Annotated in this window: 21 protein-coding genes, 1 pseudogene and 1 riboswitch; of the genes and pseudogenes, 10 read left to right on the top strand and 12 right to left on the bottom strand. The window is 69.8% G+C overall.

Features of this window, described 5'->3' with window-relative positions:
• Nucleotides 1–103: 103 nt before the first annotated feature.
• The 5 genes and pseudogenes from ACFYWI_RS00110 (at nt 104) to ACFYWI_RS00090 (ending at nt 6,361) form a co-directional block, all read left to right on the top strand.
• Nucleotides 104–394 carry a DUF3311 domain-containing protein gene (locus tag ACFYWI_RS00110; protein WP_389223000.1) on the top strand — a complete coding sequence of 97 codons (291 nt, stop codon included), beginning with the start codon at nt 104–106 and terminating at the stop codon, nt 392–394.
• Nucleotides 391–2,019, top strand: coding sequence for a monocarboxylate uptake permease MctP (mctP, locus tag ACFYWI_RS00105; RefSeq protein WP_389222996.1), 1,629 nt, complete (start codon nt 391–393; stop codon nt 2,017–2,019). Before ACFYWI_RS00110 ends, mctP begins: the two co-directional genes overlap by 4 nt.
• A gap of 176 nt (nt 2,020–2,195) precedes the next feature.
• Nucleotides 2,196–2,328, top strand: a riboswitch (cobalamin riboswitch).
• Nucleotides 2,329–2,466: 138 nt separating this feature from the next.
• Nucleotides 2,467–4,845, top strand: a complete 2,379-nt coding sequence (locus ACFYWI_RS00100) for a ribonucleoside-diphosphate reductase subunit alpha (RefSeq protein ID WP_389222993.1) — start codon at nt 2,467–2,469, stop codon at nt 4,843–4,845.
• Between the two features lie 107 nt (nt 4,846–4,952).
• Nucleotides 4,953–5,909 (top strand): ribonucleotide-diphosphate reductase subunit beta, encoded by a 957-nt coding sequence (locus tag ACFYWI_RS00095; RefSeq protein WP_389224394.1) that lies wholly within the window; start codon nt 4,953–4,955, stop codon nt 5,907–5,909.
• A 24-nt stretch (nt 5,910–5,933) separates the two neighbouring features.
• A pseudogene (locus ACFYWI_RS00090) lies at nt 5,934–6,361 on the top strand (DUF2809 domain-containing protein).
• A gap of 30 nt (nt 6,362–6,391) precedes the next feature.
• Here the strand turns inward: ACFYWI_RS00090 and ACFYWI_RS00085 are convergent.
• The 9 genes from ACFYWI_RS00085 to ACFYWI_RS00045 form a co-directional block, all read right to left on the bottom strand.
• Complete coding sequence (locus ACFYWI_RS00085) at nt 6,392–7,129, bottom strand: D-Ala-D-Ala carboxypeptidase family metallohydrolase (protein WP_389222990.1); 738 nt, start codon at nt 7,127–7,129, stop codon at nt 6,392–6,394.
• A gap of 160 nt (nt 7,130–7,289) precedes the next feature.
• Entirely contained in the window at nt 7,290–7,931 is a 642-nt protein-coding gene (gene def, locus ACFYWI_RS00080; protein WP_389222987.1) for a peptide deformylase, read from the bottom strand.
• 82 nt (nt 7,932–8,013) lie between these two features.
• On the bottom strand, nt 8,014–8,994 hold the full coding sequence (locus tag ACFYWI_RS00075) for a tetratricopeptide repeat protein (RefSeq protein WP_389222984.1): 981 nt from the start codon (nt 8,992–8,994) through the stop codon (nt 8,014–8,016).
• A gap of 118 nt (nt 8,995–9,112) precedes the next feature.
• Complete coding sequence (locus ACFYWI_RS00070) at nt 9,113–10,438, bottom strand: HD-GYP domain-containing protein (RefSeq protein ID WP_389222981.1); 1,326 nt, start codon at nt 10,436–10,438, stop codon at nt 9,113–9,115.
• Nucleotides 10,439–10,488: 50 nt separating this feature from the next.
• Nucleotides 10,489–11,853 (bottom strand): HD-GYP domain-containing protein, encoded by a 1,365-nt coding sequence (locus tag ACFYWI_RS00065; RefSeq protein WP_389222978.1) that lies wholly within the window; start codon nt 11,851–11,853, stop codon nt 10,489–10,491.
• Between the two features lie 167 nt (nt 11,854–12,020).
• Entirely contained in the window at nt 12,021–12,317 is a 297-nt protein-coding gene (gene rsrA, locus ACFYWI_RS00060; protein WP_389222975.1) for a mycothiol system anti-sigma-R factor, read from the bottom strand.
• Entirely contained in the window at nt 12,314–12,979 is a 666-nt protein-coding gene (locus ACFYWI_RS00055; protein ID WP_389222972.1) for a sigma-70 family RNA polymerase sigma factor, read from the bottom strand. The genes rsrA and ACFYWI_RS00055 overlap by 4 nt, the downstream gene beginning before the upstream one ends.
• A gap of 257 nt (nt 12,980–13,236) precedes the next feature.
• Nucleotides 13,237–13,881, bottom strand: a complete 645-nt coding sequence (locus ACFYWI_RS00050; protein WP_389222969.1) for an alpha/beta family hydrolase — start codon at nt 13,879–13,881, stop codon at nt 13,237–13,239.
• Nucleotides 13,882–14,011: 130 nt separating this feature from the next.
• Nucleotides 14,012–14,827, bottom strand: a complete 816-nt coding sequence (locus ACFYWI_RS00045; protein ID WP_389222966.1) for an SOS response-associated peptidase — start codon at nt 14,825–14,827, stop codon at nt 14,012–14,014.
• Between the two features lie 95 nt (nt 14,828–14,922).
• Here ACFYWI_RS00045 and ACFYWI_RS00040 point away from each other — a divergent pair, with 95 nt between their 5' ends.
• The 4 genes from ACFYWI_RS00040 (at nt 14,923) to ACFYWI_RS00025 (ending at nt 18,507) form a co-directional block, all read left to right on the top strand.
• The gene (locus tag ACFYWI_RS00040; protein WP_389224392.1) at nt 14,923–15,642 is read left to right on the top strand and encodes a M50 family metallopeptidase; all 720 of its coding nucleotides are present in this window, start codon (nt 14,923–14,925) and stop codon (nt 15,640–15,642) included.
• A 93-nt stretch (nt 15,643–15,735) separates the two neighbouring features.
• Nucleotides 15,736–17,073 carry a 3-phosphoshikimate 1-carboxyvinyltransferase gene (gene aroA, locus ACFYWI_RS00035; protein WP_389222963.1) on the top strand — a complete coding sequence of 446 codons (1,338 nt, stop codon included), beginning with the start codon at nt 15,736–15,738 and terminating at the stop codon, nt 17,071–17,073.
• A 4-nt stretch (nt 17,074–17,077) separates the two neighbouring features.
• Nucleotides 17,078–18,091, top strand: a complete 1,014-nt coding sequence (gene rsgA, locus ACFYWI_RS00030) for a ribosome small subunit-dependent GTPase A (RefSeq protein WP_389222960.1) — start codon at nt 17,078–17,080, stop codon at nt 18,089–18,091.
• Nucleotides 18,092–18,183: 92 nt separating this feature from the next.
• Complete coding sequence (locus ACFYWI_RS00025) at nt 18,184–18,507, top strand: DMT family transporter (RefSeq protein ID WP_389222957.1); 324 nt, start codon at nt 18,184–18,186, stop codon at nt 18,505–18,507.
• Here the strand turns inward: ACFYWI_RS00025 and ACFYWI_RS00020 are convergent.
• Nucleotides 18,473–19,099, bottom strand: a complete 627-nt coding sequence (locus ACFYWI_RS00020; RefSeq protein ID WP_389222954.1) for a TetR/AcrR family transcriptional regulator — start codon at nt 19,097–19,099, stop codon at nt 18,473–18,475. The two genes, ACFYWI_RS00025 and ACFYWI_RS00020, sit on opposite strands and share 35 nt — an antisense overlap.
• Nucleotides 19,100–19,289: 190 nt before the next feature.
• Between ACFYWI_RS00020 and hisN the strand changes: the two genes are divergently transcribed.
• A complete protein-coding gene (gene hisN / locus ACFYWI_RS00015) occupies nt 19,290–20,099 on the top strand; it encodes a histidinol-phosphatase (RefSeq protein ID WP_389222951.1) in 810 nt (269 codons plus the stop codon).
• Nucleotides 20,100–21,450: 1,351 nt separating this feature from the next.
• Here the strand turns inward: hisN and ACFYWI_RS00010 are convergent.
• The gene (locus tag ACFYWI_RS00010) at nt 21,451–21,576 is read right to left on the bottom strand and encodes a hypothetical protein (protein ID WP_389222948.1); all 126 of its coding nucleotides are present in this window, start codon (nt 21,574–21,576) and stop codon (nt 21,451–21,453) included.
• Nucleotides 21,567–21,803 (bottom strand): hypothetical protein, encoded by a 237-nt coding sequence (locus ACFYWI_RS00005; protein ID WP_389222945.1) that lies wholly within the window; start codon nt 21,801–21,803, stop codon nt 21,567–21,569. Before ACFYWI_RS00005 ends, ACFYWI_RS00010 begins: the two co-directional genes overlap by 10 nt.
• Nucleotides 21,804–23,365 lie beyond the last annotated feature (1,562 nt).

Below are 23,365 nucleotides of genomic sequence, written 5' to 3'. Positions count from 1 at the left end.
TTGCCGTACCGATATGCGGACGGGGGTGACTCGGTTCGAAAGCCTCGCCTACATTTCCCTGCGCGTTACAGGTACAGGTGATCAGCATGGGACGGAGACAACGATGTCCGCAGTGCCCGAGGCGCCCGAAGCGCCCGAACCGCCACAAGCGCCCGAACTGAACCAGCCCGCCGTCACACCGGTGCGGGTGGTCATCGCCCTCTGCCTCATCGCGCCCTTCGTGGCGATGCTCTGGGTGAGCTCCTACGCCAAGGTCGAGCCGACGTTCATCGGCATGCCGTTCTTCTACTGGTACCAGATGCTCTGGGTCCTGCTGTCGACCGCGCTGACGATGGTCGCGTACCAGCTGTGGCAGCGTGACCAGCGCGCCCGCAAGGGCGGTGCGTCGCAGTGAACGACGGCGTGAACGGCGTCGCACTCGGCGTCTTCGTCTTCTTCTTCCTGGCCGTCACGGCCGTGGGCTTCCTGGCCGCGCGCTGGCGCAAGGCCGAGAACGAGCACAGCCTCGACGAATGGGGCCTGGGCGGCCGGTCGTTCGGCACCTGGGTGACCTGGTTCCTGCTCGGTGGCGACCTCTACACCGCGTACACCTTCGTCGCCGTCCCCGCGGCCATCTACGCGGCGGGCGCGGCCGGCTTCTTCGCCGTGCCCTACACGATCCTCGTCTACCCGCTCATCTTCACCTTCCTGCCGCGGCTGTGGTCGGTGTCGCACAAGCACGGGTACGTCACCACCTCCGACTTCGTGCGCGGGCGTTTCGGCTCCAAGGGCCTGTCCCTGGCGGTCGCCGTCACCGGCATCCTCGCCACGATGCCGTACATCGCCCTGCAGCTCGTCGGTATCCAGGCGGTGCTGGACGTGATGGGGGTCGGCGGCGGTGAGACCACCCACTGGTTCGTCAGGGACCTGCCGCTGCTGATCGCCTTCGGTGTGCTGGCGGCGTACACGTACTCCTCCGGGCTCCGTGCCCCGGCGCTGATCGCCTTCGTCAAGGACACCCTGATCTACATCGTGATCGCGGTGGCGATCATCTACATCCCGATCAAACTCGGCGGCTTCGACGAGATCTTCGCCAAGGCCGGTGAGAAGTTCGCGACGATCAACGAGGCGACAGGCAAACCGGCCGGCGCGCTGGTACCCGGCGAACTCGGCCAGTGGGGTTACGCCACGCTGGCGCTCGGCTCGGCGCTCGCGCTGTTCATGTACCCGCACTCGATCACCGCGACGCTGTCCTCGCGCAGCCGCGAGGTGATCCGCCGCAACACCACGATCCTGCCGCTGTACTCGCTGATGCTGGGCCTGCTGGCGCTGCTCGGCTTCATGGCGATCGCGGCCGGTGTGAAGGTGACCAACGGCCAGCTGGCGATCCCGCAGCTGTTCGAGAACATGTTCCCGGCCTGGTTCGCGGGCGTGGCCTTCGCTGCCATCGGCATCGGCGCCCTGGTGCCGGCGGCGATCATGTCGATCGCCGCGGCGAACCTCTTCACCAGGAACATCTACAAGGACTTCATCAAGCCCGACGCGACCCCGGCGCAGGAGACCAAGGTGTCCAAGCTGGTCTCGCTGCTGGTGAAGGTCGGCGCACTGGCCTTCGTCCTGACCATGGACAAGACCGTCGCCATCAACTTCCAGCTGCTGGGCGGCATCTGGATCCTGCAGACCTTCCCGGCCCTGGTCGGCGGTCTGTTCACCCGCTGGTTCCACCGCTGGGCGCTGCTCGCCGGCTGGGCGGTCGGCATGGTCTACGGTACGGCGGCCGCTTACGGTGTCGCGAGCCCCACCCAGAAGCACTTCGGCGGCTCCTCCGCCCAGATCCCCGGCATCGGCGAGATCGGCTACATCGGCCTCACCGCGTTCGTGCTGAACGTCGTTGTCACCGTGGCCCTCACCTTCGTCCTGCGGGCGGCCAAGGCCCCCGACGGCGTCGACGAGACCAGCCCCTCCGACTACACGGCGGACGCGGGCGACCCCGGCGTCACGGTGGAACTCCCGGCGGCGACAGCGGGCGCGGGCCACTGACCGTTCTGTCACCGGGCCAAGGGCCGTCGCATCTCCCGCCCGGGAATGCGGCGGCCCTTCGCACAGGACGGGGAAGGCGTCCCCGGTATCGGCCTGTTGGCGGACGCCCAGGATCTTTGGGGCGTCTCACATACCTCCTGACACAACATGTGGGGGGTGACGCAATGAGCCGCCCCCACATGTATGCTCATGCTCGCTGTCGCCGCAGGGGAATCCGGTGAAAATCCGGAACTGTCCCGCAACGGTGTGCTGTGGTGCGCTTTGCCGTACCCGCGAGTCCGAGCACCTGCCGACGGTGCATCCGGTTCGACCGATCCGGGTGCCAGGACGTCCGGGCCTCGCGGTTGGGCCGGTGGACGCCGTGCGCCGTGCTGCCCCGATGCGGCACGTACGCCCCACGGCCCTCCCCCTCCCCCGCCGAACCGGATCCGAGCGAGGGAGCACCACGTGACGATCGCGCCAGCCGATCCGGTTTCAGGAACCGTCGAGCAGGCGGCCGACGGTCCCGGGACCGCGCTGCTGCGGACCCTGACCGACCTCACGGCCGATCTGCCCGACACCGACCCGGGCCGGGTCGCCGCCGCCGCACTGCGCGGCCGGCACTCCGGATCGGACGAGGCCGAACTGCACTCCCTCGCCACCGACGCTGCCGCCGGGCTGATCTCCGAGGACCCCTCCTACTCCCGGCTCGCCGCCCGTCTGCTGACCCGCACCATCGCCGAAGAGGCGGCCGGGCAGGGCTCGGTGTCGTTTTCCGCCTCGGTCGCGGTAGGACACCGCGAGGGCCTGATCGCGGATCGTACGGCCGAGTTCGTCACGCTGCACGCGGCCCGGCTGGACGCGCTCGTCGACCCGGGCGCCGACGACCGGTTCGGCTACTTCGGCCTGCGCACGCTCTACAGCCGCTACCTTCTGCGCCACCCGATCACCCGCAAGGTCATCGAGACCCCGCAGCAGTTCATGCTGCGCGTGGCCGCAGGCCTTGCCGAGGACGAGTCGGTCCGCGCCCTCGACGAAGTGGCCGCACTGTACGGGCTGATGAGCCGGCTCGACTACCTGCCGTCCTCCCCCACGCTCTTCAACTCCGGTACCCGCCACCCCCAGATGTCGTCCTGCTATCTGCTGGATTCCCCGCTGGACGAACTGGACTCCATCTACGACCGCTACCACCAGGTGGCGCGGCTGTCGAAGCACGCGGGCGGCATCGGGCTCTCGTACTCCCGCATCCGCTCCCGCGGTTCACTCATCCGCGGCACCAACGGTCACTCCAACGGCATCGTTCCGTTCCTGCGGACGCTGGACTCGTCGGTCGCCGCCGTCAACCAGGGCGGCCGCCGCAAGGGCGCGGCCTGCGTCTATCTGGAGACCTGGCACGCGGACATCGAGGAGTTCCTGGAACTGCGCGACAACACCGGCGAGGAGGCGCGGCGTACGCACAACCTCAATCTGGCGCACTGGATCCCGGACGAGTTCATGCGCCGGGTGAACGCGGACGCCGACTGGTCGCTGTTCTCGCCGGCGGACGTCCCTGAGCTGGTGGACCTGTGGGGCGACGACTTCGACGCCGCGTACCGCAAGGCCGAGGCGGACGGGCTCGCCCGGCGCACCATCCCGGCGCGTGAGCTCTACGGACGCATGATGCGTACGCTCGCCCAGACCGGCAACGGCTGGATGACCTTCAAGGACGCCTCGAACCGCACGGCGAACCAGACCGCCGAGCCCGGCACGGTCGTCCACTCCTCGAATCTGTGCACCGAGATCATCGAGGTGACCGACGACGGGGAGACCGCGGTCTGCAACCTCGGCTCGGTCAACCTGGGCGCCTTCGTCACCCACGACGCCGGCGCCGGGGAGGAAGTGATCGACTGGGAACGGCTGGACGAGACCGTCCGTACGGCCGTGACCTTCCTCGACCGTGTCGTCGACATCAACTTCTACCCGACCGAGCAGGCGGGCCGGTCCAACGCCAGGTGGCGCCCGGTGGGCCTCGGCGCCATGGGCCTCCAGGACGTCTTCTTCAAGCTGCGGCTGCCCTTCGACTCGGACGGGGCGAAGGCCCTGTCGACCCGCATCGCCGAGCGGATCATGCTGGCGGCGTACGAGGCGTCCTGCGACCTTGCCGAGCGCAACGGCCCGCTGCCCGCCTGGGAGCGGACCCGCGCAGCGCGCGGCGTGCTGCACCCCGACCACTACGACGTCGAGCTCAACTGGCCCGAGCGCTGGGCCGCGCTGCGTGAACGCATCGCCACGACCGGCATGCGCAACTCGCTCCTCCTCGCCATCGCGCCGACCGCCACCATTGCGTCGATCGCGGGCGTGTACGAGTGCATCGAGCCGCAGGTCTCCAACCTCTTCAAGCGGGAGACGCTGTCCGGTGAGTTCCTTCAGGTCAACTCGTACCTGGTGGACGAGCTGAAGAAGCTGGGCGTGTGGGACGCGCAGACCCGCGAGGCGCTGCGCGAGTCCAGCGGCTCGGTGCAGGGCCTGAACTGGGTCCCGGCAGACGTACGCGCGCTCTACCGCACCGCCTGGGAACTCCCGCAGCGCGGCCTCATCGACATGGCTGCGGCCCGTACCCCGTTCCTCGACCAGTCGCAGTCCCTGAACCTGTTCCTGGAGACGCCGACCATCGGCAAGCTCAGCTCGATGTACGCGTACGCCTGGAAGCAGGGCCTGAAGACGACGTACTACCTGCGCTCCCGGCCGGCGACCCGGATCGCCCGCGCGGCCCGGTCCGCCACGCCGATCCCCGTACAGCAGGCGGCCGAACCCGACGCCGTCGCCTGCTCCCTGGAAAACCCCGAGTCCTGCGAGGCCTGCCAGTAATGCCCACCCGTCACCCGGCCACCACCCCCGACGGACGGCGCTCCGCGCCGACGGTCACCCCCGAGAAGAACCTGCTTGACCCCGGCTTCGAACTGACTCTGCGCCCCATGCGCTACCCGGACTTCTACGAGCGCTACCGGGACGCGATCAAGAACACATGGACCGTCGAGGAGGTCGACCTCCACTCCGACGTCGCCGACCTCGCCAAGCTCTCCCCGGGCGAGCAGCACATGATCGGCCGCCTGGTCGCGTTCTTCGCGACGGGCGACTCGATCGTCTCCAACAACCTGGTGCTCACCCTCTACAAGCACATCAACTCCCCGGAGGCGCGGCTGTATCTGAGCCGCCAGCTCTTCGAGGAGGCTGTGCACGTCCAGTTCTATCTGACGCTGCTGGACACCTACCTCCCCGACCCGGACGACCGGGCGGCCGCCTTCGACGCGGTCGAGGAGATCACGTCGATCCGGGAGAAGGCCCAGTTCTGCTTCAAGTGGATGGACTCCGTCGAGAAGATCGACCGCCTGGAGACGAAGGCCGACCGCCGCCGCTTCCTGCTGAACCTGATCTGCTTCGCGGCCTGCATCGAGGGCCTGTTCTTCTACGGCGCGTTCGCGTATGTCTACTGGTTCCGCTCCCGCGGCCTGCTGCACGGTCTGGCGACCGGCACCAACTGGGTGTTCAGGGACGAGACGATGCACATGAACTTCGCCTTCGAGGTCGTGGACACCGTCCGCAAGGAGGACCCGGAGCTGTTCGACGACGAGCTCCGGCAACAGGTCACCGACATGCTGCAAGAGGCCGTCGAGGCGGAGCTGCAGTTCGGACAGGACCTGTGCGGCGACGGCCTGCCGGGCATGAACACCGAGTCGATGCGCGAGTACCTGCAGTGCGTCGCCGACCAGCGCCTCACCAGGCTGGGCTTCGCCCCGGTGTACGGCTCCGAGAACCCGTTCTCCTTCATGGAGCTCCAGGGGGTCCAGGAGCTGACGAACTTCTTCGAGCGCCGCCCGTCGGCGTACCAGGTCGCGGTCGAGGGGTCGGTCGACCTGGACGAGGACTTCTGACCGGTGCCGTACGGGGTGCGCGCCATGGACGGTCCGGTTCGAACATGGCTCATGGCGTGCGCCGCCGCGCCGCTGACCGTCGCCGCGGGCCTGGGAATCCGGTCCGCGGCGACGGGCGATGCCGCCGAGTACGCGGGGACGCGCTCTACACGGTGCTGGTCCTCACCCTCGTGGTGGTGTGCGCCCCGCGCGTGACGCCCTGGCGGGCGGCCGGGATCGCGCTGGGCGTCAGCTGGGCCGTGGAGTTCTTCCAGCTCACCGGTGTCCCGGCCGGGCTCGCCGCTCACAGCACCTTCGCCCGGCTCGTCCTCGGCACCTCCTTCGATGCTCCCGATCTGTTCTGGTACGCGGTCGGGGCCGCGGGAGCGGCCGCCTGCTGGGCCCTGCTCCGGGCGGAACGTTCCGGTTCCCGCGGCCGGCCGTCGTTCCGAGGTGCCCGGCGTACCCGGTGAAGGAAGGGCCGGCGCGGGAAGGCCTCTCGGTCAGATCCCGCAGCTCGACGCGGACCAGTATCGGCTCGCGCGGTGGTCGACATGGGTGTGGTCGCTGTGGCCCGGATAGCCCGGCCCCAGAATCCCGTTGAAGCCGTGGTTGCGGGCCTGCTGGGCCAGCTTGCACAGGGAGTGCGGTCCCGCTCCGAGGTCGGCGGCGTCACCGTACAGATGGCGGCTGCCCGCCGCCCCGCCGACCGCGTCGTTGCATGCCTGCGAACGGAAGCCGCTGGTCACCGTGAGGGGCTGGTCGCCCAGCGCGTGCCGCATGGCTTCCAGTTTCCACATGGTGCGCAGCGCGTTGGACTTGGCGGTTCCCGCGCTCACCGCGCCGCCGGCCCAGGTGGTGTTGCAGTCGTTGAGTTCGGCATAGCTGAAGTGGATCGGGGTGCAGTCGCTGTCCTGAAGGGCGTAGATCTTGTTGAAGGTGCCGGTCCCGGCGACGCCGTCCGCGGGGAGACCGTAGGCGGACTGGAAGCGCTTGACCGCCGCGGCGGTCGCCGGGCCGTAGTCGCCGTCGATCGCGAGGACCGCTCCGTACCCCGGATATCCGGCGACCCGGATCTGGAGCTGGGTGACATCGGCGCCGGAAGTGCCCTGGGAGAGGGGGCGCGACCAGGTGTAGCAGCCGTCCGCCCGGGCGGCGCCGGCCGCCGCCACGACCCCGGCCAGCGATGCAGCCATGAGCATGACAATAGCGACCAACAGTCGTGCGGTTCGTCGGAACATCGAGCCTCCATACCGTGAGAGAGGTGTACGGCAGAGACTGGCGGGCCGGTTGACGCGCGTCAACAGCCCCTGCCCCGGCGTCATTTGTCGACCCAATGGCGCCCTCCCCCACGGCAACGGCCCCACTCGACGTGAGCGGGGCCGTGGTGTGTCCGAGCGGTCAATCGTTGGCGACGACCGGGTAGCGCGGTGTGCCCTCGGCCATCTGGCTCAGCGCGTCCTTGCGGTCGCGCTTGGAGAGCCGGTCGATGTACAGGTACCCGTACAGATGGTCCGTCTCGTGCTGCAGGCAGCGCGCGAAGTACCCGGTGCCGCGGACCTTGATCGGGTTGCCTCGGGCGTCCTGGCCGCGCACCACCGCGTAGTCGGGACGGGCCAGCGACGCGTACGCCGTCGGCACGGACAGGCAGCCCTCGTTCGAGTCGTCGAGCACGCGCTGGTCCGGAGCCAGCTCCTCCAGGACCGGGTTGCACACGACGCCGGTGTGACGTACGCCCTCGTCGTCGGGGCAGTCGTAGACGAAGACCTTCAGGTCCACGCCGATCTGGTTGGCGGCCAGACCCACGCCCTCCGCCGCGCGCTGGCTGGCGAACATGTCGTCGATCAGCGCGGCGAGCTTGTCGTCGAACTCGGTGACGTCCTTGCACTCCTTGTGGAGGACTGGGTTGCCGACGACCGTGATCGGCCGCGCGGCGCCGCGCTCGCAGTACGCCTGCTCGCGCTCCTCGCAGTTCTCCGTGTCCACGACGAAACCATCGTTGACCTGCTGGTCCGTCTCCTGCTGCGACTGCTGCGACGCCATGTCAGCCGTACGCCCTTCTCACTACCCGTTGCCCGACCCGATGCCCGGTCACTCCTGTGTCCGTACAGCCTACGGGCAGGACTCAGCAGACTTCCTCGAGATCCCGCCACTCACGGGAGTCCGGACTGTCCGCGACCCAGCCGTCCAGCAGGCCCCGGACCAGGCCGGCGGGCGCCGCGATCCCGCACTCGCGCTCGGGCGACCACAGATCACCTGCCGTGCGGTGGCCCAGCGGCCCGGGGTGTCCCGGCTCACTGTGGTCGTGCGGGTCGAGGTGCTCGCCCTCGCCCTCGGCGCTCGGCATCCGGCTCTCGGAACAGGCCCGGCACAGCAGCCGCACCGAGGAGGACCAGTCCTCGGCGGCGAATCCGGCGTCGGCGGCCAGCCGCTCCAGGGCGTCCCGGTCGGACTCGGTGGCGGCCTCGAGCAGGACCACCCAGGTGGGCACGGGCGACGGTGCCCAGAGCTCGATCTCGTCGAAGACGGGGTAGGAAGGCCCCGCGCTGGTGATCCGCTCGCCGTTCGGTACGCCGTCGTGGAGCACCACCTCGCCCCAGCGCCGCCCGGAGGACGGCAGCGGGATGGACAGCACCTCTATACGGGCGGGGTCGAGTCTGCGGCCCCACACCACCTCGGCCTCGCCCTCGGGCGAGAGGCGGACGGCGGCGCTGCCCAGGTCCATGCCGACGGGCTCGCCGTGCGGAACGGCGGATCCGGGGACCTTGAGCCCGTATGCCTGCCACGCGCGGCGCGCGAGCGGCCAGTCCTGCAGAGCGGTGGCGGCGATCCCCACGTTCCACCAGTCCGGGGCGCCGGTCTCCTTGTCGAGCAGGGCGACGGCGCGCAGGCCCGCGGCCCGTGCCTGCTCCCAGTCGTGCCGGAACTTGTGCAGCAGCGCGAGATTGAACCAGGACTCGGACAGCCAGGGCTCCAGGTCCGCAGCGCGCGTCAGCAGGGCGCCGGCGTCCTCGTACCGGCCGTCGCCGATCAGCGTGAACGCGCGGTCGGTGGCCTGCCGCCACGAGGCGGAGGGCCGATGCCGTACCTTCCCGAAGATCCTCACGATTCCCGCCTGCCGATCGCTCGGGTCACTGCCCCCGGACGCATGCCTGTGTGCCAGCTTGTGTGCCTTCTTTCGCATCCAACCATGCCCGGTCGCAGGCTCGCTCATTACCCATGGGTTACCCCGGCGGAACCGGGGCCAGACCGCCTCGGGCAAGGACTCTGGCAAGGGACTCGACGACCTCGGGCTGGTAGTCGTGCCCGGTGCCGAGCCGCAGCCGCTCCAGTGCGGTGAGCGCCCCGCCCGCACTTCCTCCGCTTCCCCCGGTCAGATCGTCGTATGCATTGACGGCACGGACGATCCGGGCGGGCAGCGGCTGGTCCCGGTAGGGGTCGGCCTGCTGCTCCACGACGGCGGCGACGGCCGCGGGGACACCGGTCTGGCGGACCACGGCCCCGCCCAGCAGCGCGATCCGCCGCTGCTCGGCGACCGGCAGGCCGGCGGTGGCCCCCTCCGCGACCGGGTCGAGGAGGGAGAGCTGCCCGATGTCGTGCATCAGGGCCGCGTACTCCAGCACGGTCAGATCGGGACCGGAGAGGCCCATCTCACGTCCCACGGCGGTGCTGAGTGCGGCGACCCGGTGGGCGTGGCCGGGCCGGGTGTATCCGGCGATCTCGGTGGCGCGGGCGAGCGAGGCGATGGTCTGCCGGTAGGTGGTTCTGACGGCCGTGTACCGGCGGAACGACAGCTGGGTCAGCAGCAGGGGCACACAGAACACGGGCAGCGCCCACAGCCCGGCGACGGCGACGGCGAGCGCCATGACCGCGCCGGTGGCGCAGACGGCCGAGCCTATGCCGAGCAGCGCCCGCAGCTCGTCGCGCAGCAGTGGCCCGTACGGGACGGGGGTGCCCCCCATGCGTCTGACGCCGTGGGGGAGGGTGCGGGCCCTCAGCAGCGCGGCGGTGAGTACGGCGTCGCAGAGCGCGGTGAGCACCAGCAGGACCAGCAGAAAGAGGGCGTAGTACGGCCCGTGCCCGGCATGGCGGTCCAACTCCCTCGAGTTGTATAGCGGTTGGAAGCACACGGCGGCGAAGCCGGCCGTCAGCACCCGACGCACCACGTGATCGAGAGAGGGCCCTCGCCCGCGGGCGACATGCGGTACGGCCCCCGCGAGCGCGCCGGCGAGCACGACCGCGACGACCTGCAGTACGCCGTGGCTCGTGGGCTGCCCGGCGCAGTCCCCGAGCAGGGCGTACGCCAGTGCTCCCGCGGACCCGAGCGGTGCGGGCTCTCTCCCCCATGGCTCTTCGAGCACGGGGGGTTCCCCCACCCCGGGCAGGGACCCCGACCGCGCGAGTTCCCCCACGGCGATGAACACCCCGAAGGCGAGCGCGATCCCGCGCTGCTCCAGCCCCGCCCATGCGACATGACCGAGCGCCGCCGCGGTCAGACCGAAACTGGCGGCGTACACGATGACGACGAGGCCCCCGGGGCGGCGCCTCATCCCTGCCCCTGCGGTGTCCCTGCCGCGCCCGGTGCCGCCTGACGGCGCCCTCACCCGGCCCGCACCCGCCACGGCGGCGGGACGGGCCCGGGCGGCGCCTCACCTGGCTCCTGCCCTCGCGGCGCCCCCACGGCCATCGCCTCGTCCGACGTCACGGATGTCTCCCAGCCGTGCCGTGCCAGCGCCCGCACCAGGGCCCGCACCATCTGCGGATCGAACTGGGTCCCCGCGCACCGCTCCAGCTCCGCCAGCGCCACCGGCACCGGTCTCGCTCTGCTGTAGGACCGGGTCGAGGTCATCGCGTCGAACGCGTCCGCCACCGCCACCACCCGTGCGAACTCCGGGATCTGGCTGCCGACGAGGCCGTACGGATAGCCGCTGCCGTCCATCCGCTCGTGGTGGTGCAGGATCGCGGCCCGCGCCTCGCCCAGGAATCCGATGCCGCGCACCATCTCGTGCCCGTACTCCGGATGCAGCTCGATCACGCGCCGCTCCTGAGGCGTCAGTGGCCCGTCCTTGCGCAGCACCCGGGTCGGCACTCCGAGCTTGCCCACGTCGTGCAGGATCCCGGCGAACCGGAGCACTTCCAGCCGGCCTTCCTCCATGCTCAGTTCGCGTGCGATCAGCACCGACGCCCGCCCCACGCGTTCGCTGTGCCCGCGGGTGTACCGGTCCTTGATGTCGACCGCCTGCACCAGCGCCCTGATCGTCGCCTGGTGTGCGGCACGTTCACGGTGGTACTGCGCGAAGATCCAGCAGGAGATGTACATCGGCAGCAGCACGAACAGCGCGGACACCGGCCCGTACGGACTGCTCCACAGCACCGCCATCATCAGTCCGGCGAGCCCGTGCACACAGTGCGGCGCCGACGATGCCGGCAGCAGCCCCCGCCAGGCGCTGCGCAGCGGTACCCGCTCGGCCGTGACCCGGATGCCCCCCTCGAGCACCGTCAGCACCAGACAGAACGCGAGCGCGCCGCCTGCCGCCGGCAGCAGCGCGAACGGAAAGTCCGGCGCGCGCAGCGTGTGGTCACCCCCGAGCAGCAGATACACCTGCCCCGCTGCCCAGGTCGGGGGGGCCAGCTGGGCCGCCCGCCAGATCCGCCGGGCTGTTGCCGGGGGCCGGTCCACCCGCCCCAGCAGTGCTCCGGGTACGGGGACGAGGGCGGCCACGGCGGGCGGCAGCAGGAATGCCGCGGCGAGCAGTACGGGGAAGAACGACCCGGCACTCACCGGGACCGAGTCGCCGAGATAGCGGCAGCGCGCGGGCAGCTCGCACACGGCGTACAGCGCGGCGAGCAGCAGCACGGTGCTCCATGGCACCCCGGCTGCCCATGCGGCCGGGGCGGCACACGCCGCCGCGGACAGCACGGCGCCCGCGATGTACACACGAGCTGCCCTGGGTAAGGCCGTCACTGCCCCGCACCCTCCTCACATCGAGCGCCACGCTAGCGAGTTGAGGGGGGACGGGCTGCCGTTCGCCGCCCATTCGCACGTACGAGTGACATACGCACAGGGTGCGCCGCGCTGTGCGCGGCGCACCCTGTATGTGCATGCGTTCCTGGGCGGGCTGTGCTCCGGCCCTACTCCTGGGCCGTCGCCACGTCCTGGTCGGGCACCGCCTGGCCCGAACGGATCAGATCGATGCGCCCCATGACCTTGGCACGCAGATCGCTCGGCACGTCGTCATGCCCGCAGCACCGCTTGACCAGCTTCTTCACGGCCTGCTCGAGTCCGTACTTCTCCAGGCACGGGGAGCACTCCTCGAAGTGCACCTCGAACTTGGTGCAGTCGCTGTCGGGCATCTCCCGGTCGAGGAACTCGTAGAGGTGGTCCAGGACCTCTGAGCAGTCCGTCTCATGCGGCTCTCCGCAGCTCATGAGCCCGAGCCTTTCACGTCGTTCGACTCCCCCGCACCGGCCGGGACGAGCCCGCGGTCACGGGCGTAGTCCTCGAGCATGCCGCGCAGCTGGCGGCGGCCGCGGTGCAGGCGGGACATCACCGTACCGATGGGTGTCCCCATGATGTCCGCGATCTCCTTGTACGCAAAGCCTTCTACGTCCGCGAGATAGACCGCGATCCGGAACTCCTCGGGGATCGTCTGCAGTGCCGCCTTCACGTCCGAGTCCGGCAGGTGGTCGAGGGCTTGCGACTCCGCTGAGCGCAGTCCGGTCGACATGTGCGACTCGGCGCGCGCGAGCTGCCAGTCCTCGATCTCCTCCGCCGCACTGCGCTGGGGCTCGCGCTGCTTCTTGCGGTAGGAGTTGATGAAGGTGTTCGTGAGGATCCGGTACAGCCAGGCCTTGAGGTTCGTGCCCTCGCGGAACTGGTGGAAGGATCCGTACGCCTTGGCATACGTCTCCTGCACGAGGTCCTCGGCATCGGCCGGGTTACGTGTCATGCGCAGCGCGGCCGAGTACATCTGGTCGAGAAAGCCGAGGGCGTCCCGCTCGAAACGGGCATTGCGCTCGGCGGTCGTCTCCTCGGGCTGCTCCGCCTGGCCGTCGTCGGTCCCTGCGTCGGTCCCAGTGACCGGACCCACCTCCTCCAACGCTGTGACGGGACCGAGTGCGGACCCGCTCGAATCGGAGAATAGTCGACCATGCTCCGACGAGGCCTGCCGATCCGTTCCGCCCGCCGCCCGAGCCCGCTCGGCCCTGCCCATGGAAAGCACTGTCCAGTCGAGCCCGGTCGCGCGCCCGGCTGTCGGGCAGAAGGTCGTACCCATGTGGCGGACTCCCTACTCCATACTCTGTAGCTGACGTTCAGACATTCGCCACAACAGCGACCGCACGCGCATCATTCCCACCGTCTCCGTGTCCAGTCCCGCACGGCGTCGGTGATCATCTGCAGGGTCTCGGCCTCCCCGACACCGGCCCGCTTCGGCACGGCGAACCCGTGATCCCCGTGCGGGACTTCCACCAGCTCGTATGCTCCATCGGGGAACTCGTCCGGGCGGCCGAAGGGGTCGTTGCCGCCCTGTACGACAAGGGTGGGCACACCGGCGTCGAGGAGCTCCTGGACACGTGATCTCTCGGGGCGGCCGGGCGGATGCAGGGGGAAACTCAGCGCGAGCACACCCACGGCACCGAGCTCGACGGCGGTCCGACACGCGACGCGCGCCCCGGCACTGCGCCCACCGGAGACGACGGGCAGCCCCGCTTTCTCCAGGACGGGCCATACGCCGCGCCAGCCGACGTCCAGTGTCCTGGGCGCCGGTGCGACCTTCTTCCCGGCGACACGCCACGGCTGCTCGACGAGCGCGACGGTCACACCGTGCGCGGGCAGCACCTCCGCGACCGCCTTCAGGTCCCGCGCCTCGATACCGCCCCCGGCCCCGTGCCCGAGGGCCAGCACGCCCCGCGCCTTGTCGGCCGGCCACCAGCTGACGCGGGCGTCACCGGCCTCGGTCCGAACGATCTCAACCCGACTCACGCGGCCCATGCTCCCCCATCGGGGCACGCGACGCGGCGCGCCCACGCCGGGCCCGGAGGTCCCCGGGGCCCTGCCCCCGGTCACGGGACGGGGCCGCGGACGAGGCTCTGAGGCGGGTCGGGGGAGCGTGGGGGAGGCGTCAGAACAGCGTGGCCACCTCGGGGCCCGCGAGTTCCTCCAGCAGCTCAGGGCCGTTGTTGCGGACGTTGCTGACCGCCGTCGTCACCGGATACGCCCGCATGAGCCCGCCCTCCGGCGGCTCCAGCAGCATCCGCAGGTCCTCCAGGTCCGTACGGGACGGGTCCAGCCAGGCGTCCCACCGGTCCGGTGTCAGCATCAGCGGCATCCGCGGGTGGATGTCCGACAGCGACCGCGGCCCCTGTGCCGGGGCCACCCCCAGCGGCCCCTTCTCCGCCTCGGTGGTGATCACCGAGCACGTCACCCACCAGGCCCGCGGATGATCGTCCGGCAGTGTGCGGTCCCGCCAGAACTCGTACAGGCCCGCCATCGCGAACACGGACCCGTCCGACGGCGTCACGAAGTACGGCTGCTTACGCGGCCGCTTCTTCCTGCCCTCGACCTCGAGCTCCCGCTCCTCGGCGCCGGTCACCCACTCGTAATAGCCGTCCGCCGGGAGGATGCAGCGCCGGGAGACGAACGGCCTGCGGAACGACGGCTTCTCGTGCACCGTCTCCGCCCGCGCGTTGATCATGCGGGCCCCGCCCTCCGGCGACTTGGCCCACGACGGCACCAGCCCCCACTTCAGCGTCCGGAGCTGGCGAACCGGACTCCGGTCCTCGGCGTCTTTGAGAGGACGTTCGAGAATCGCGTAGACCTCCTTGGTGGGCGCCACGTTCCAGTCGGGCGCCAGCGTTTCCTCCGGCTCCCACTTCTCGACCTCGAACAGGCCCACGAGATCCTCGGGCCTACGACTCGCCGCATACCGTCCGCACATAAGTGCCACACTGCCACTCCCGCAAGCCGCCCGACCACCATCCCGAGGAGCCCGCCCGAGACATGGACAGCACACACTCCTTCATTGCCTCGGGCATGCCCCTGGGCATCACCTCGGTCGCCGACCTGTGGGACCGCGTCTTCGGCAGCCAGCCCGCCCCCGAGCAGTGGCTCGTCATCGCCACGGCCGTGGTCGCGCTGGCCGCCGTGACACCTGGGGCCGCCTGGCGGTTCTCGCGCAACGCGGTGACCATCGCCCACGAGGGCGGCCACGGCCTGATCGCTCTGGTCACCGGCCGCCGGCTGCAGGGCATCCGGCTGCATTCGGACACCAGCGGGCTGACCGTCAGCCGCGGCAAGCCGACCGGCCTCGGCATGATCCTGACCGCGGCCGCGGGCTACACCGCCCCGTCGCTGTTGGGCCTCGGCGGGGCCTGGCTGCTCGCCGCGCACCACATCACACTGCTGCTCTGGCTGGCCACCGCGCTGCTGCTGGCAATGCTGATCATGATCCGGAACGCGTACGGCGTGTTCACGGTGGTCGTCGCCGGAGCGGCGTTCGTGCTCGTGTCCTGGCTGACCGAGCCCGGCGTCCAGGCCGCCTTCGCCTATGCGGCTGTCTGGTTCCTGCTGCTCGGCGGCGTACGGCCGCCCTTCGAGCTCCAGTCCAAGCGGAGGCACGGCGGGGCCCCTGACTCGGATGCGGACCAGCTCGCCCGGCTGACCAACGTGCCGCCGGCCCTGTGGCTGTTCCTCTTCCACGCCGTGTCGCTCACGTCCCTGATAGGCGGCGGCCGCTGGCTGCTCGGACTCTGACCGAACCGCCGCGGCCCTTCGTGGCCCATTTGCCCCGGTTTCAGTGCTTCTGATCAAGATCGGGCCTCGCGTCGAGCCACTAAAGTGAGGCCCATGACCGAAAGCTCCGTGCAACCCGCCCTCTGGCCCGCCCCGCTCGCGACCGGCGCCGTCGAAGCGACGGTCACCGTGCCCGGCTCGAAATCGGTCACCAACCGGGCCCTGGTGCTGGCCGCGCTGGCCGCCGAGCCCGGCTGGCTGCGCCGTCCGCTGCGTTCCCGCGACACCCTGCTGATGGCCTCGGCCCTGCGCACGCTGGGCGTCGGCATCGAGGAGACGGTCTCCTCCAGCACCACCGGAGGCGCCGGTGAAGCCTGGCGGGTCATCCCCACCGGGCTGCACGGCCCGGCCACCGTGGACGTAGGCAACGCCGGTACGGTCATGCGATTCCTGCCCCCCGTCGCCGCCCTCGCCGACGGCTCGGTCCGCTTCGACGGCGATCCCCGTTCGTACGAGCGCCCGCTGAACGGTGTGATCGACGCGCTGCGCGTACTGGGCGCCCGCATCGACGACGACGGCCGCGGCGCCCTGCCGATGACCGTGCACGGCGGCGGCGCGCTGGACGGCGGACCGGTCCGGATCGACGCCTCCTCGTCCTCGCAGTTCGTCTCCGCCCTGCTGCTGTCCGCACCCCGGTTCAACCAGGGCGTGGAGGTACGCCACGTCGGCGGCAGACTCCCTTCCATGCCGCACATCCGGATGACCGTCGACATGCTGCGCGCGGTCGGCGCACAGGTCGACGAGCCGGAGACCGGCGGTGAGCCCAACGTCTGGCGGGTCTCACCGAGCGCGCTGCTCGGCCGGGACCTGACCGTCGAGCCCGATCTGTCCAACGCCCAGCCCTTCCTGGCGGCGGCGCTGGTCACCGGTGGCCGGGTCACGATCCCGGACTGGCCGGAGCGCACCACCCAACCCGGTGACGCGCTGCGCGAGATCTTCACCGAGATGGGCGGTTCCTGCGAGCTGACGACGACCCCGGACGGCACCGCCCTGGTCTTCACCGGCAGCGGGCGTATCCATGGCATCGACGTCGACCTCGGCGAAGTCGGAGAACTGACCCCCGGCATCGCGGCGGTCGCGGCGCTCGCCGACTCCCCGTCCACGCTGCGCGGCGTGGCGCACTTGCGTCTGCACGAGACGGACCGGCTGGCCGCCCTCACCAAGGAGATCAACGAGCTCGGCGGCGATGTCACCGAGACCGAGGACGGCCTGCTGATCCGCCCGCGGCCACTGCACGGCGGCGTCTTCCACACCTACGACGACCACCGGATGGCCACGGCAGGAGCGATCATCGGCCTGGCGGTGGAGGGCGTACAGATCGAGAACGTGGCGACAACCGCCAAGACCCTGCCGGACTTCCCGCAGATGTGGACCGGAATGCTCGGGGCCTGACGATATGCGCCGCTACGGCAAGCACACCGACGAGGACGACATCCGGTCGCGCCCCAACCGCAAGGGCAACCGGCCCCGCAGCAACATCCGCCCCAAGCACGAGGATGCCGCCGAGGGCATGGTCCTCACCGTCGACCGGGGCCGACTGACCTGCCTCGTCGAGGACCGGGTCGTGCTGGCGATGAAGGCGCGCGAACTGGGCCGCAAGGCGGCCGTGGTGGGCGACCGGGTGGGCATCGTCGGGGATCTCTCCGGCGCCAAGGACACCCTGGCCCGCATCGTGCGTATCGAGGAGCGCCGCTCGGTGCTGCGTCGCACGGCCGACGACGACGATCCGTTCGAGCGTGTGGTCGTCGCCAACGCCGACCAGCTCGCGATCGTGACCGCGCTCGCCGACCCCGAGCCGCGCCCGCGCCTGATCGACCGCTGTCTGGTGGCGGCGTACGACGCCGGCCTCGAGCCGCTCCTGGTGCTCACCAAGTCCGATCTCGCCCCGGCGGACGAACTGTTGGAGATGTACGGGGCACTCGGTGTGGCCCATGTGGTCACCACCCGCGAGGAGTTCGTGGACGGCCTTGCCGCGGACCGGGTTCGTGAGTATCTGATCGGCCGGACGACCGCGTTCGTCGGCCACTCGGGCGTCGGCAAGACGACCCTGGTCAACGCCCTTGTCCCGGAGGACAGGCGCCGCACGACGGGCGTGGTCAACGCGGTCACCGGCCGGGGCCGGCACACCACGACATCGGCACTCGCCCTCCCGCTCGCGGACAAGGAGGGCGGCTGGGTGATCGATACGCCGGGCGTGCGCTCCTTCGGGTTGCACCATGTCGACCCCTCCCGGGTCATCCAGGCCTTCCCGGATCTGGAGCCCGGCACGCAGGGGTGCCCACGGGCCTGCTCGCACGACGAGCGGGACTGCGCGCTGGACCAATGGGTGGCCGACGGCCATGCCGATCCCGCGCGGCTGTACTCACTGCGGCGTCTGATGTCCACCCGTGAGCGACGCGAAGGTGACTGAGTCAGGCACGTTTGCGGATCGTCGTTGCTGGTAAGGGCATAATCGCACCAAGTCAGACGAAGCGGTCACCGACCTATGCGGAGGCACAGACGATGTCGTGGCTGCTGGTCGTGGTCGCCGGACTTCTGGAAACGGGCTTCGCCGTCTGCCTCAAGCTGTCGCACGGTTTCACCAGGCTCTGGCCGACGATCGCGTTCGCCGCGTTCGCGCTGGGCAGTTTCGGGCTGCTGACGCTCGCGCTGAGGAAGCTCGACGTGGGTCCCGCGTACGCGGTGTGGACGGGCATCGGCGCCGCAGGCACCGCGATCTACGGAATGGTCTTCCTCGACGACGTGGTCTCCACTCTCAAGATCGTCTCGATCACACTGGTGATCGTCGGCGTCATCGGTCTGCAGCTCTCGGGCTCCTCGCACTGAGCACGGCGCCCAGGGCCCCGCGTACGAGCCGGTCGACGCCCTCGCCGACCGGTGCGACGACATACGACAGGGCGAGCCGCACCGCCAGCTCACAGCGCTGCGCCAGCTCCGCCCGCCCGTCCTGGCACCCGGCGCCGAGGGCGGTGACCGACCGGTCCCGTACCGTGGCGACCAGGTCGGCCGGGGCCGGCAGCCTCGCATCGGCCCGGCGCTGTGCGGGCAGTCCGCAGAGCACGGCGCCCTGCCGCACCGGCCTGGGCGCCGGCATCCGCTCCCCCCAGCAGCCGGTCAGCAGGGCGCGCAGCAGCGGCCTTTCTCCGGCCTCCGCCACGGTCCACTGCGCCAGGGCCACCAGCCGGTCGCCGGCCTCGGTCCGCTGCGCCAACACCCGTTCCACACCGTGCAGGTACCTGTCCGCCTCCCGCCGGACAAGAGCGCGGGCGAGGCCGTCCTTGCTGCCGAACTCGTTGTAGAGGGTCTGGCGCGAGACACCGGCGGCGGAGGCGACGTCGACCATCCGCACCGCGGACCAGGGCAGGTCGCCGAGTGCCACGAGCGCTGCGTTCAGCAGTGACTCTCGGGCTGCGGGCATCGTCGCCTCCCCTGCCGGGCGGCTCCGGGCGCGCACTCCCGGCGGGGGGTGTGGGTCCGGACTCTCGGCACAGAGTTGACTCGCGCTCCTCCACTGTCAATAGCCGTGACGCAGGCGCCGCCGGGCCGGCGCCGATGGCGCCCCGCCGCAGCCCGGGAAGGGAGCCACGTGCACCGATAGAGTGGCGGCCATGCCCGATTACCACGATGATCTGCGCCTTGCCCATGTCCTCGCGGACGCCGCCGACGCCGTGACCATGGAACGGTTCAAGGCTCTGGACCTCAAGGTCGAGACCAAGCCGGACATGACACCGGTGAGCGAGGCGGACAAGGCGGCCGAGGAGCTGATCCGCGGGCATCTTCAGCGGGCACGGCCGCGCGATGCGATCCTCGGCGAGGAGTTCGGCATCGAGGGCACGGGGCCACGCCGCTGGGTCGTCGACCCGATCGACGGAACCAAGAACTACGTGCGCGGCGTTCCGGTCTGGGCGACGCTGATCTCTCTGATGGAAGCGGGTGCCGATGGCACTCCGGGCTTCCAGCCGGTGGTGGGTGTCGTCTCCGCCCCGGCGCTGGGCCGCCGCTGGTGGGCGGCGAAGGGCACGGGCGCGTACACGGGCCGCAGCCTCTCCTCCGCGAGCCGGATCCGGGTCTCCGAGGTGGAGCGGATCCAGGACGCCTCGTTCGCGTACTCCTCGCTGAGCGGCTGGGAGGCGCAGGGGCGGCTCGACGGGTTCCTGGACCTGACCCGCGCCTGCTGGCGCACCCGGGGGTACGGCGACTTCTGGCCGTACATGATGGTCGCCGAGGGCTCGGTGGACATCTGCGCGGAGCCGGAGCTGTCCTTGTGGGACATGGCGGCCACCGCGGTCGTCGTCCAGGAGGCGGGAGGCACCTTCACCGGCCTCGACGGCCGGCCGGGACCGCACAGCGGCAACGCCGCGGCATCGAACGGACGGCTCCACGAAGAGCTGCTGGGCTATCTGAACCAGCGCTATTGAGTGAGCCGCAGGTCAGGGACCCGTGCACCCTCTTGGGCCGTCTCAGGGCCGTCGGCGGCAACATCGTCCTTCCTGAAGACTCGATCAACGGCGGCCCGAGTGCGAGCCTCACTCGACGGCATCAGATGCGTATAAGTGCGAAGGGTGAAGCCGGGGAGGTGCCGCGCACAGCGCGGCGGCGCCGGCCGGACGCCGCCGCGCTTGCCGTGTCGACCAGGTGTGCCGATCGATCGGCCGCCCACGGGACAGGCTCGCCCTTGGGTTCGGACGTGGAGTCCCCAAGCGATCGAAACAAGGAGCTTGCACATGGGTCCTGACACCACGACACGGTCCCCGCTGGGAACCTCTGCCCCGTCGAGCCAGGTGGATGGCCGGCGGCACGATCGCCTCGCTCGCGCTGGTCCTGGCGGCCGGGGTGCCAGTCCGGTCGCGGCCGTGGCTCACAGCATGGGTGGACGCGTAAGCGCGACGAGCGGCCCGGGTGGCGCAGCCGACCGGTGCCGCGGGTCCAACAGGCGTAGGTGCCACGGGACCCACTGGCCCGACGGGTGCTACGGGACCGACCGGGGCGACAGGACCCACCGGACCCACGGTCGATATCGGCCCAAGTATCTTCTCACTGCCGGGCGCTACCTCCTCAAGGGAAGGCTTCTATGGGCCTTCACCCTGAATCCGGGCGGGTTTCGTGAGCTTCGTATTCTGGTCAACGGCATCACCCACGTTGCCCTTGACCGGCAGGACACCATCACAACCGCTGGGGCCAATTCGATTTCACAGGACGTGTCCACGATCGTGCAACTGAATGCTGGTGACGCGATCTCCCTGAACGCCGTCCAGTTCACCGGAAACGACGCCTTCTCAACCGGAGCGGCTTCAGGACCGCCACCGACCTTCATGGCTCCGCAGCTCCAGGCGGAGTGGCTCGCGCCGCAGACAGCGCCCTCGGCCCGAACATGGTCGGTTAGCTCATCAGGCCGAACGGGTACGGTGGTGCAACGAACGCGGATCCCGGGCTATTCAGCGGTCGCGGACCATTGGTGGTCAAGCACCCCTGGCAGGCCACAACACCTCGCCAACGCCCACCAGGCAGCTCAAGCCGTACAGCAGCGAAGTACAGCAACCACAGCAACCGGCGCCGACCCCCACCAACCCTCTGCGGCCGCCTTACCAGCCAGGCAGACCTCAGCGACCGCCCAGCCGATAGTTCGCATCGAGAGGGTCAGCCCGTGCCACAGGCGTGCCAGATCGAGCGGGGAGTCACGAGGAACGGCGGCTGTCAGCGGGGCTGAGGAGCCGGAGGCGCCAAAGCCAGCGTTACCCAGGTCAGGCCCCAACTCGCCCCACCTCGCTCCTAAAGCGGTGATTCCTTGGCAACCCACTGCCAGCCGGCGCAGGCCACCAGTGCGCTGCCGTCCTCGGTGAGCAGGAGCAGGAAGGTCCATGTCCGATCGGCAGGATCGATCAGCCCTACGCGCACCGGCCAGCCATGTTCGCGGAGGAGCTGCACTGCTCGTTCCAGCCCAAGAGGTTCGACTCCGTGCATCCGCATGCGCCGAAGCGGTGCCCGAAGACTCCGGCATGCCGCTCTGCGGGATGCGCCCTGTCTCCCACGCTGTAGGTGGCGCCGCTGCGGAGGGAGGCCAGAGCAACCACGGACGCCTCGTCGTCACCGGCCAACAGCTTCTCCAGCAAATGCCGTTCCATGGTCACCCCCGCCGGGATCCTGCGGTACAGCAGCCAGGTACCGCAACCCCAGCAATCGCCAGCGTCCGGTAGCGTCCCTCCGGGGCCTGGTAGCGGCTGGAATGGCCGTCACTGGCCGATCCGGCTAGAGCTAGGGATCAAAAGGGGGCCGTGCCCCTCCCGTGCCCGTTCGGTCGGAAAGCAGCGGGGAACAGCGGTCGCTGGCAGGCAAAGCTCATGCGAACGCCCCCTGACCGAGTTACCTGGTCAGGGGCCGTCCACCTGCGGTGGGTGTTGGATTTGAACCCACGGTGACATCGCTGCCACGACGGCTTTCAAGATCGCTGACATGGTTGACTCGCCCATCATCGAGACTCCACCGACCTCAAACTGGCGACCTAGTTTCCGTATGTCGATGCGCCATGCCCGACGCTGCTCGTACCTTGGAGTGGACAGACAAATGCATTCGGGGGGGCCATGGCTGATGACAGTGACGTCCTTATCGAGTTCTGGAAGTCACAATGTGACCAGGCGCGGCAGGTGGAGAACCAACGCGCGGTCCTGACCAACATCGTGATTCTGGTAGCAGCAGCCGGGCTGGGGTTCATCGCGCAAAGAGGCCTGCGACCGTCAGTCCTGGTTGTCACGGTTCCCATGACGTTGCTTGGGTCGTACGGGGCATTGGCATGCATGAAGTACCGGGAACGGAATGCTCTACACAACGCACAAGCCGTTAGCCTTCGGAAGAAGCTTGACGCTCTGCACCCAGCTGTTTCTATTGGTGCAACGTGGGCCGAGGTCCAACGCGATCAACAAACGAAGTTCCCTCGGCTATTCAGGGTGCGTCTATTCATGCTGTGGGTGGCTCTCCACACAGGCATCGCCATGGGGGGCTGCTTGTTGAGCGTATGGGCACTGCTGCTGTAACCGGCCCGGCCATCAACCACTCGAATCATCACTCCAGCTTCGTCGTTCTTCCCCGTCCCACGACCGCGCCAGGTGGGGCGGAGACTCATAGGGAGCTGCGGCTGCCGGCGGGGGCTTTGGCCAGCCAGCGCCACAGTTAACCTGCCGCTGGTCAGGCCCCGACTCGCTCACCTCGCTCCTTGAAGCGGGTGTCGCAGGTTTCGAAACCTTCCGGGGGCACCAGCGCAGACCTCGTCCAGGTCGTACGTCTCCGGGCCTCGATACCGTCTGTGAGATTGAAGGTTGGCGAGGTTCCGCTATCCAGCGAAACTGCCCAGTATCCAGCGGTGTACCCGCTACGGTCGGCTTCCTTCGTCGCGTCCCTTGGGAGCTCCATGTCACACAACCCGCCGTCGCAGCCGCCGCCTTGGGGCCAGCCACCCGCCCCTGGGGGCCCCAGCCCGTACGTGCCGCCGACTCCGCAGCCGGAGCGCCCGAAGTGGGCACGTAAGCGGATCTTGATACCGGCCGCGCTGATGCTGTTCTTCATAGGCATCGTCGCCGGGTCTGACGGCGAGACGAAGACCGGCACCGCAGCGAGCAAGAAGGCAGCACCTGCTGCAACCGTGACCTCGACGGTCACCGCCACTCCGGCGCCGGCCGCCACGGAGACGGTG

This window comes from Streptomyces sp. NPDC002889, assembly GCF_042888425.1.
Taxonomy (GTDB): domain Bacteria; phylum Actinomycetota; class Actinomycetes; order Streptomycetales; family Streptomycetaceae; genus Streptomyces.
The sequence above is the reverse complement of the archived record's forward strand: the minus strand, read 5'-3'. Positions and strand labels throughout refer to the sequence as shown.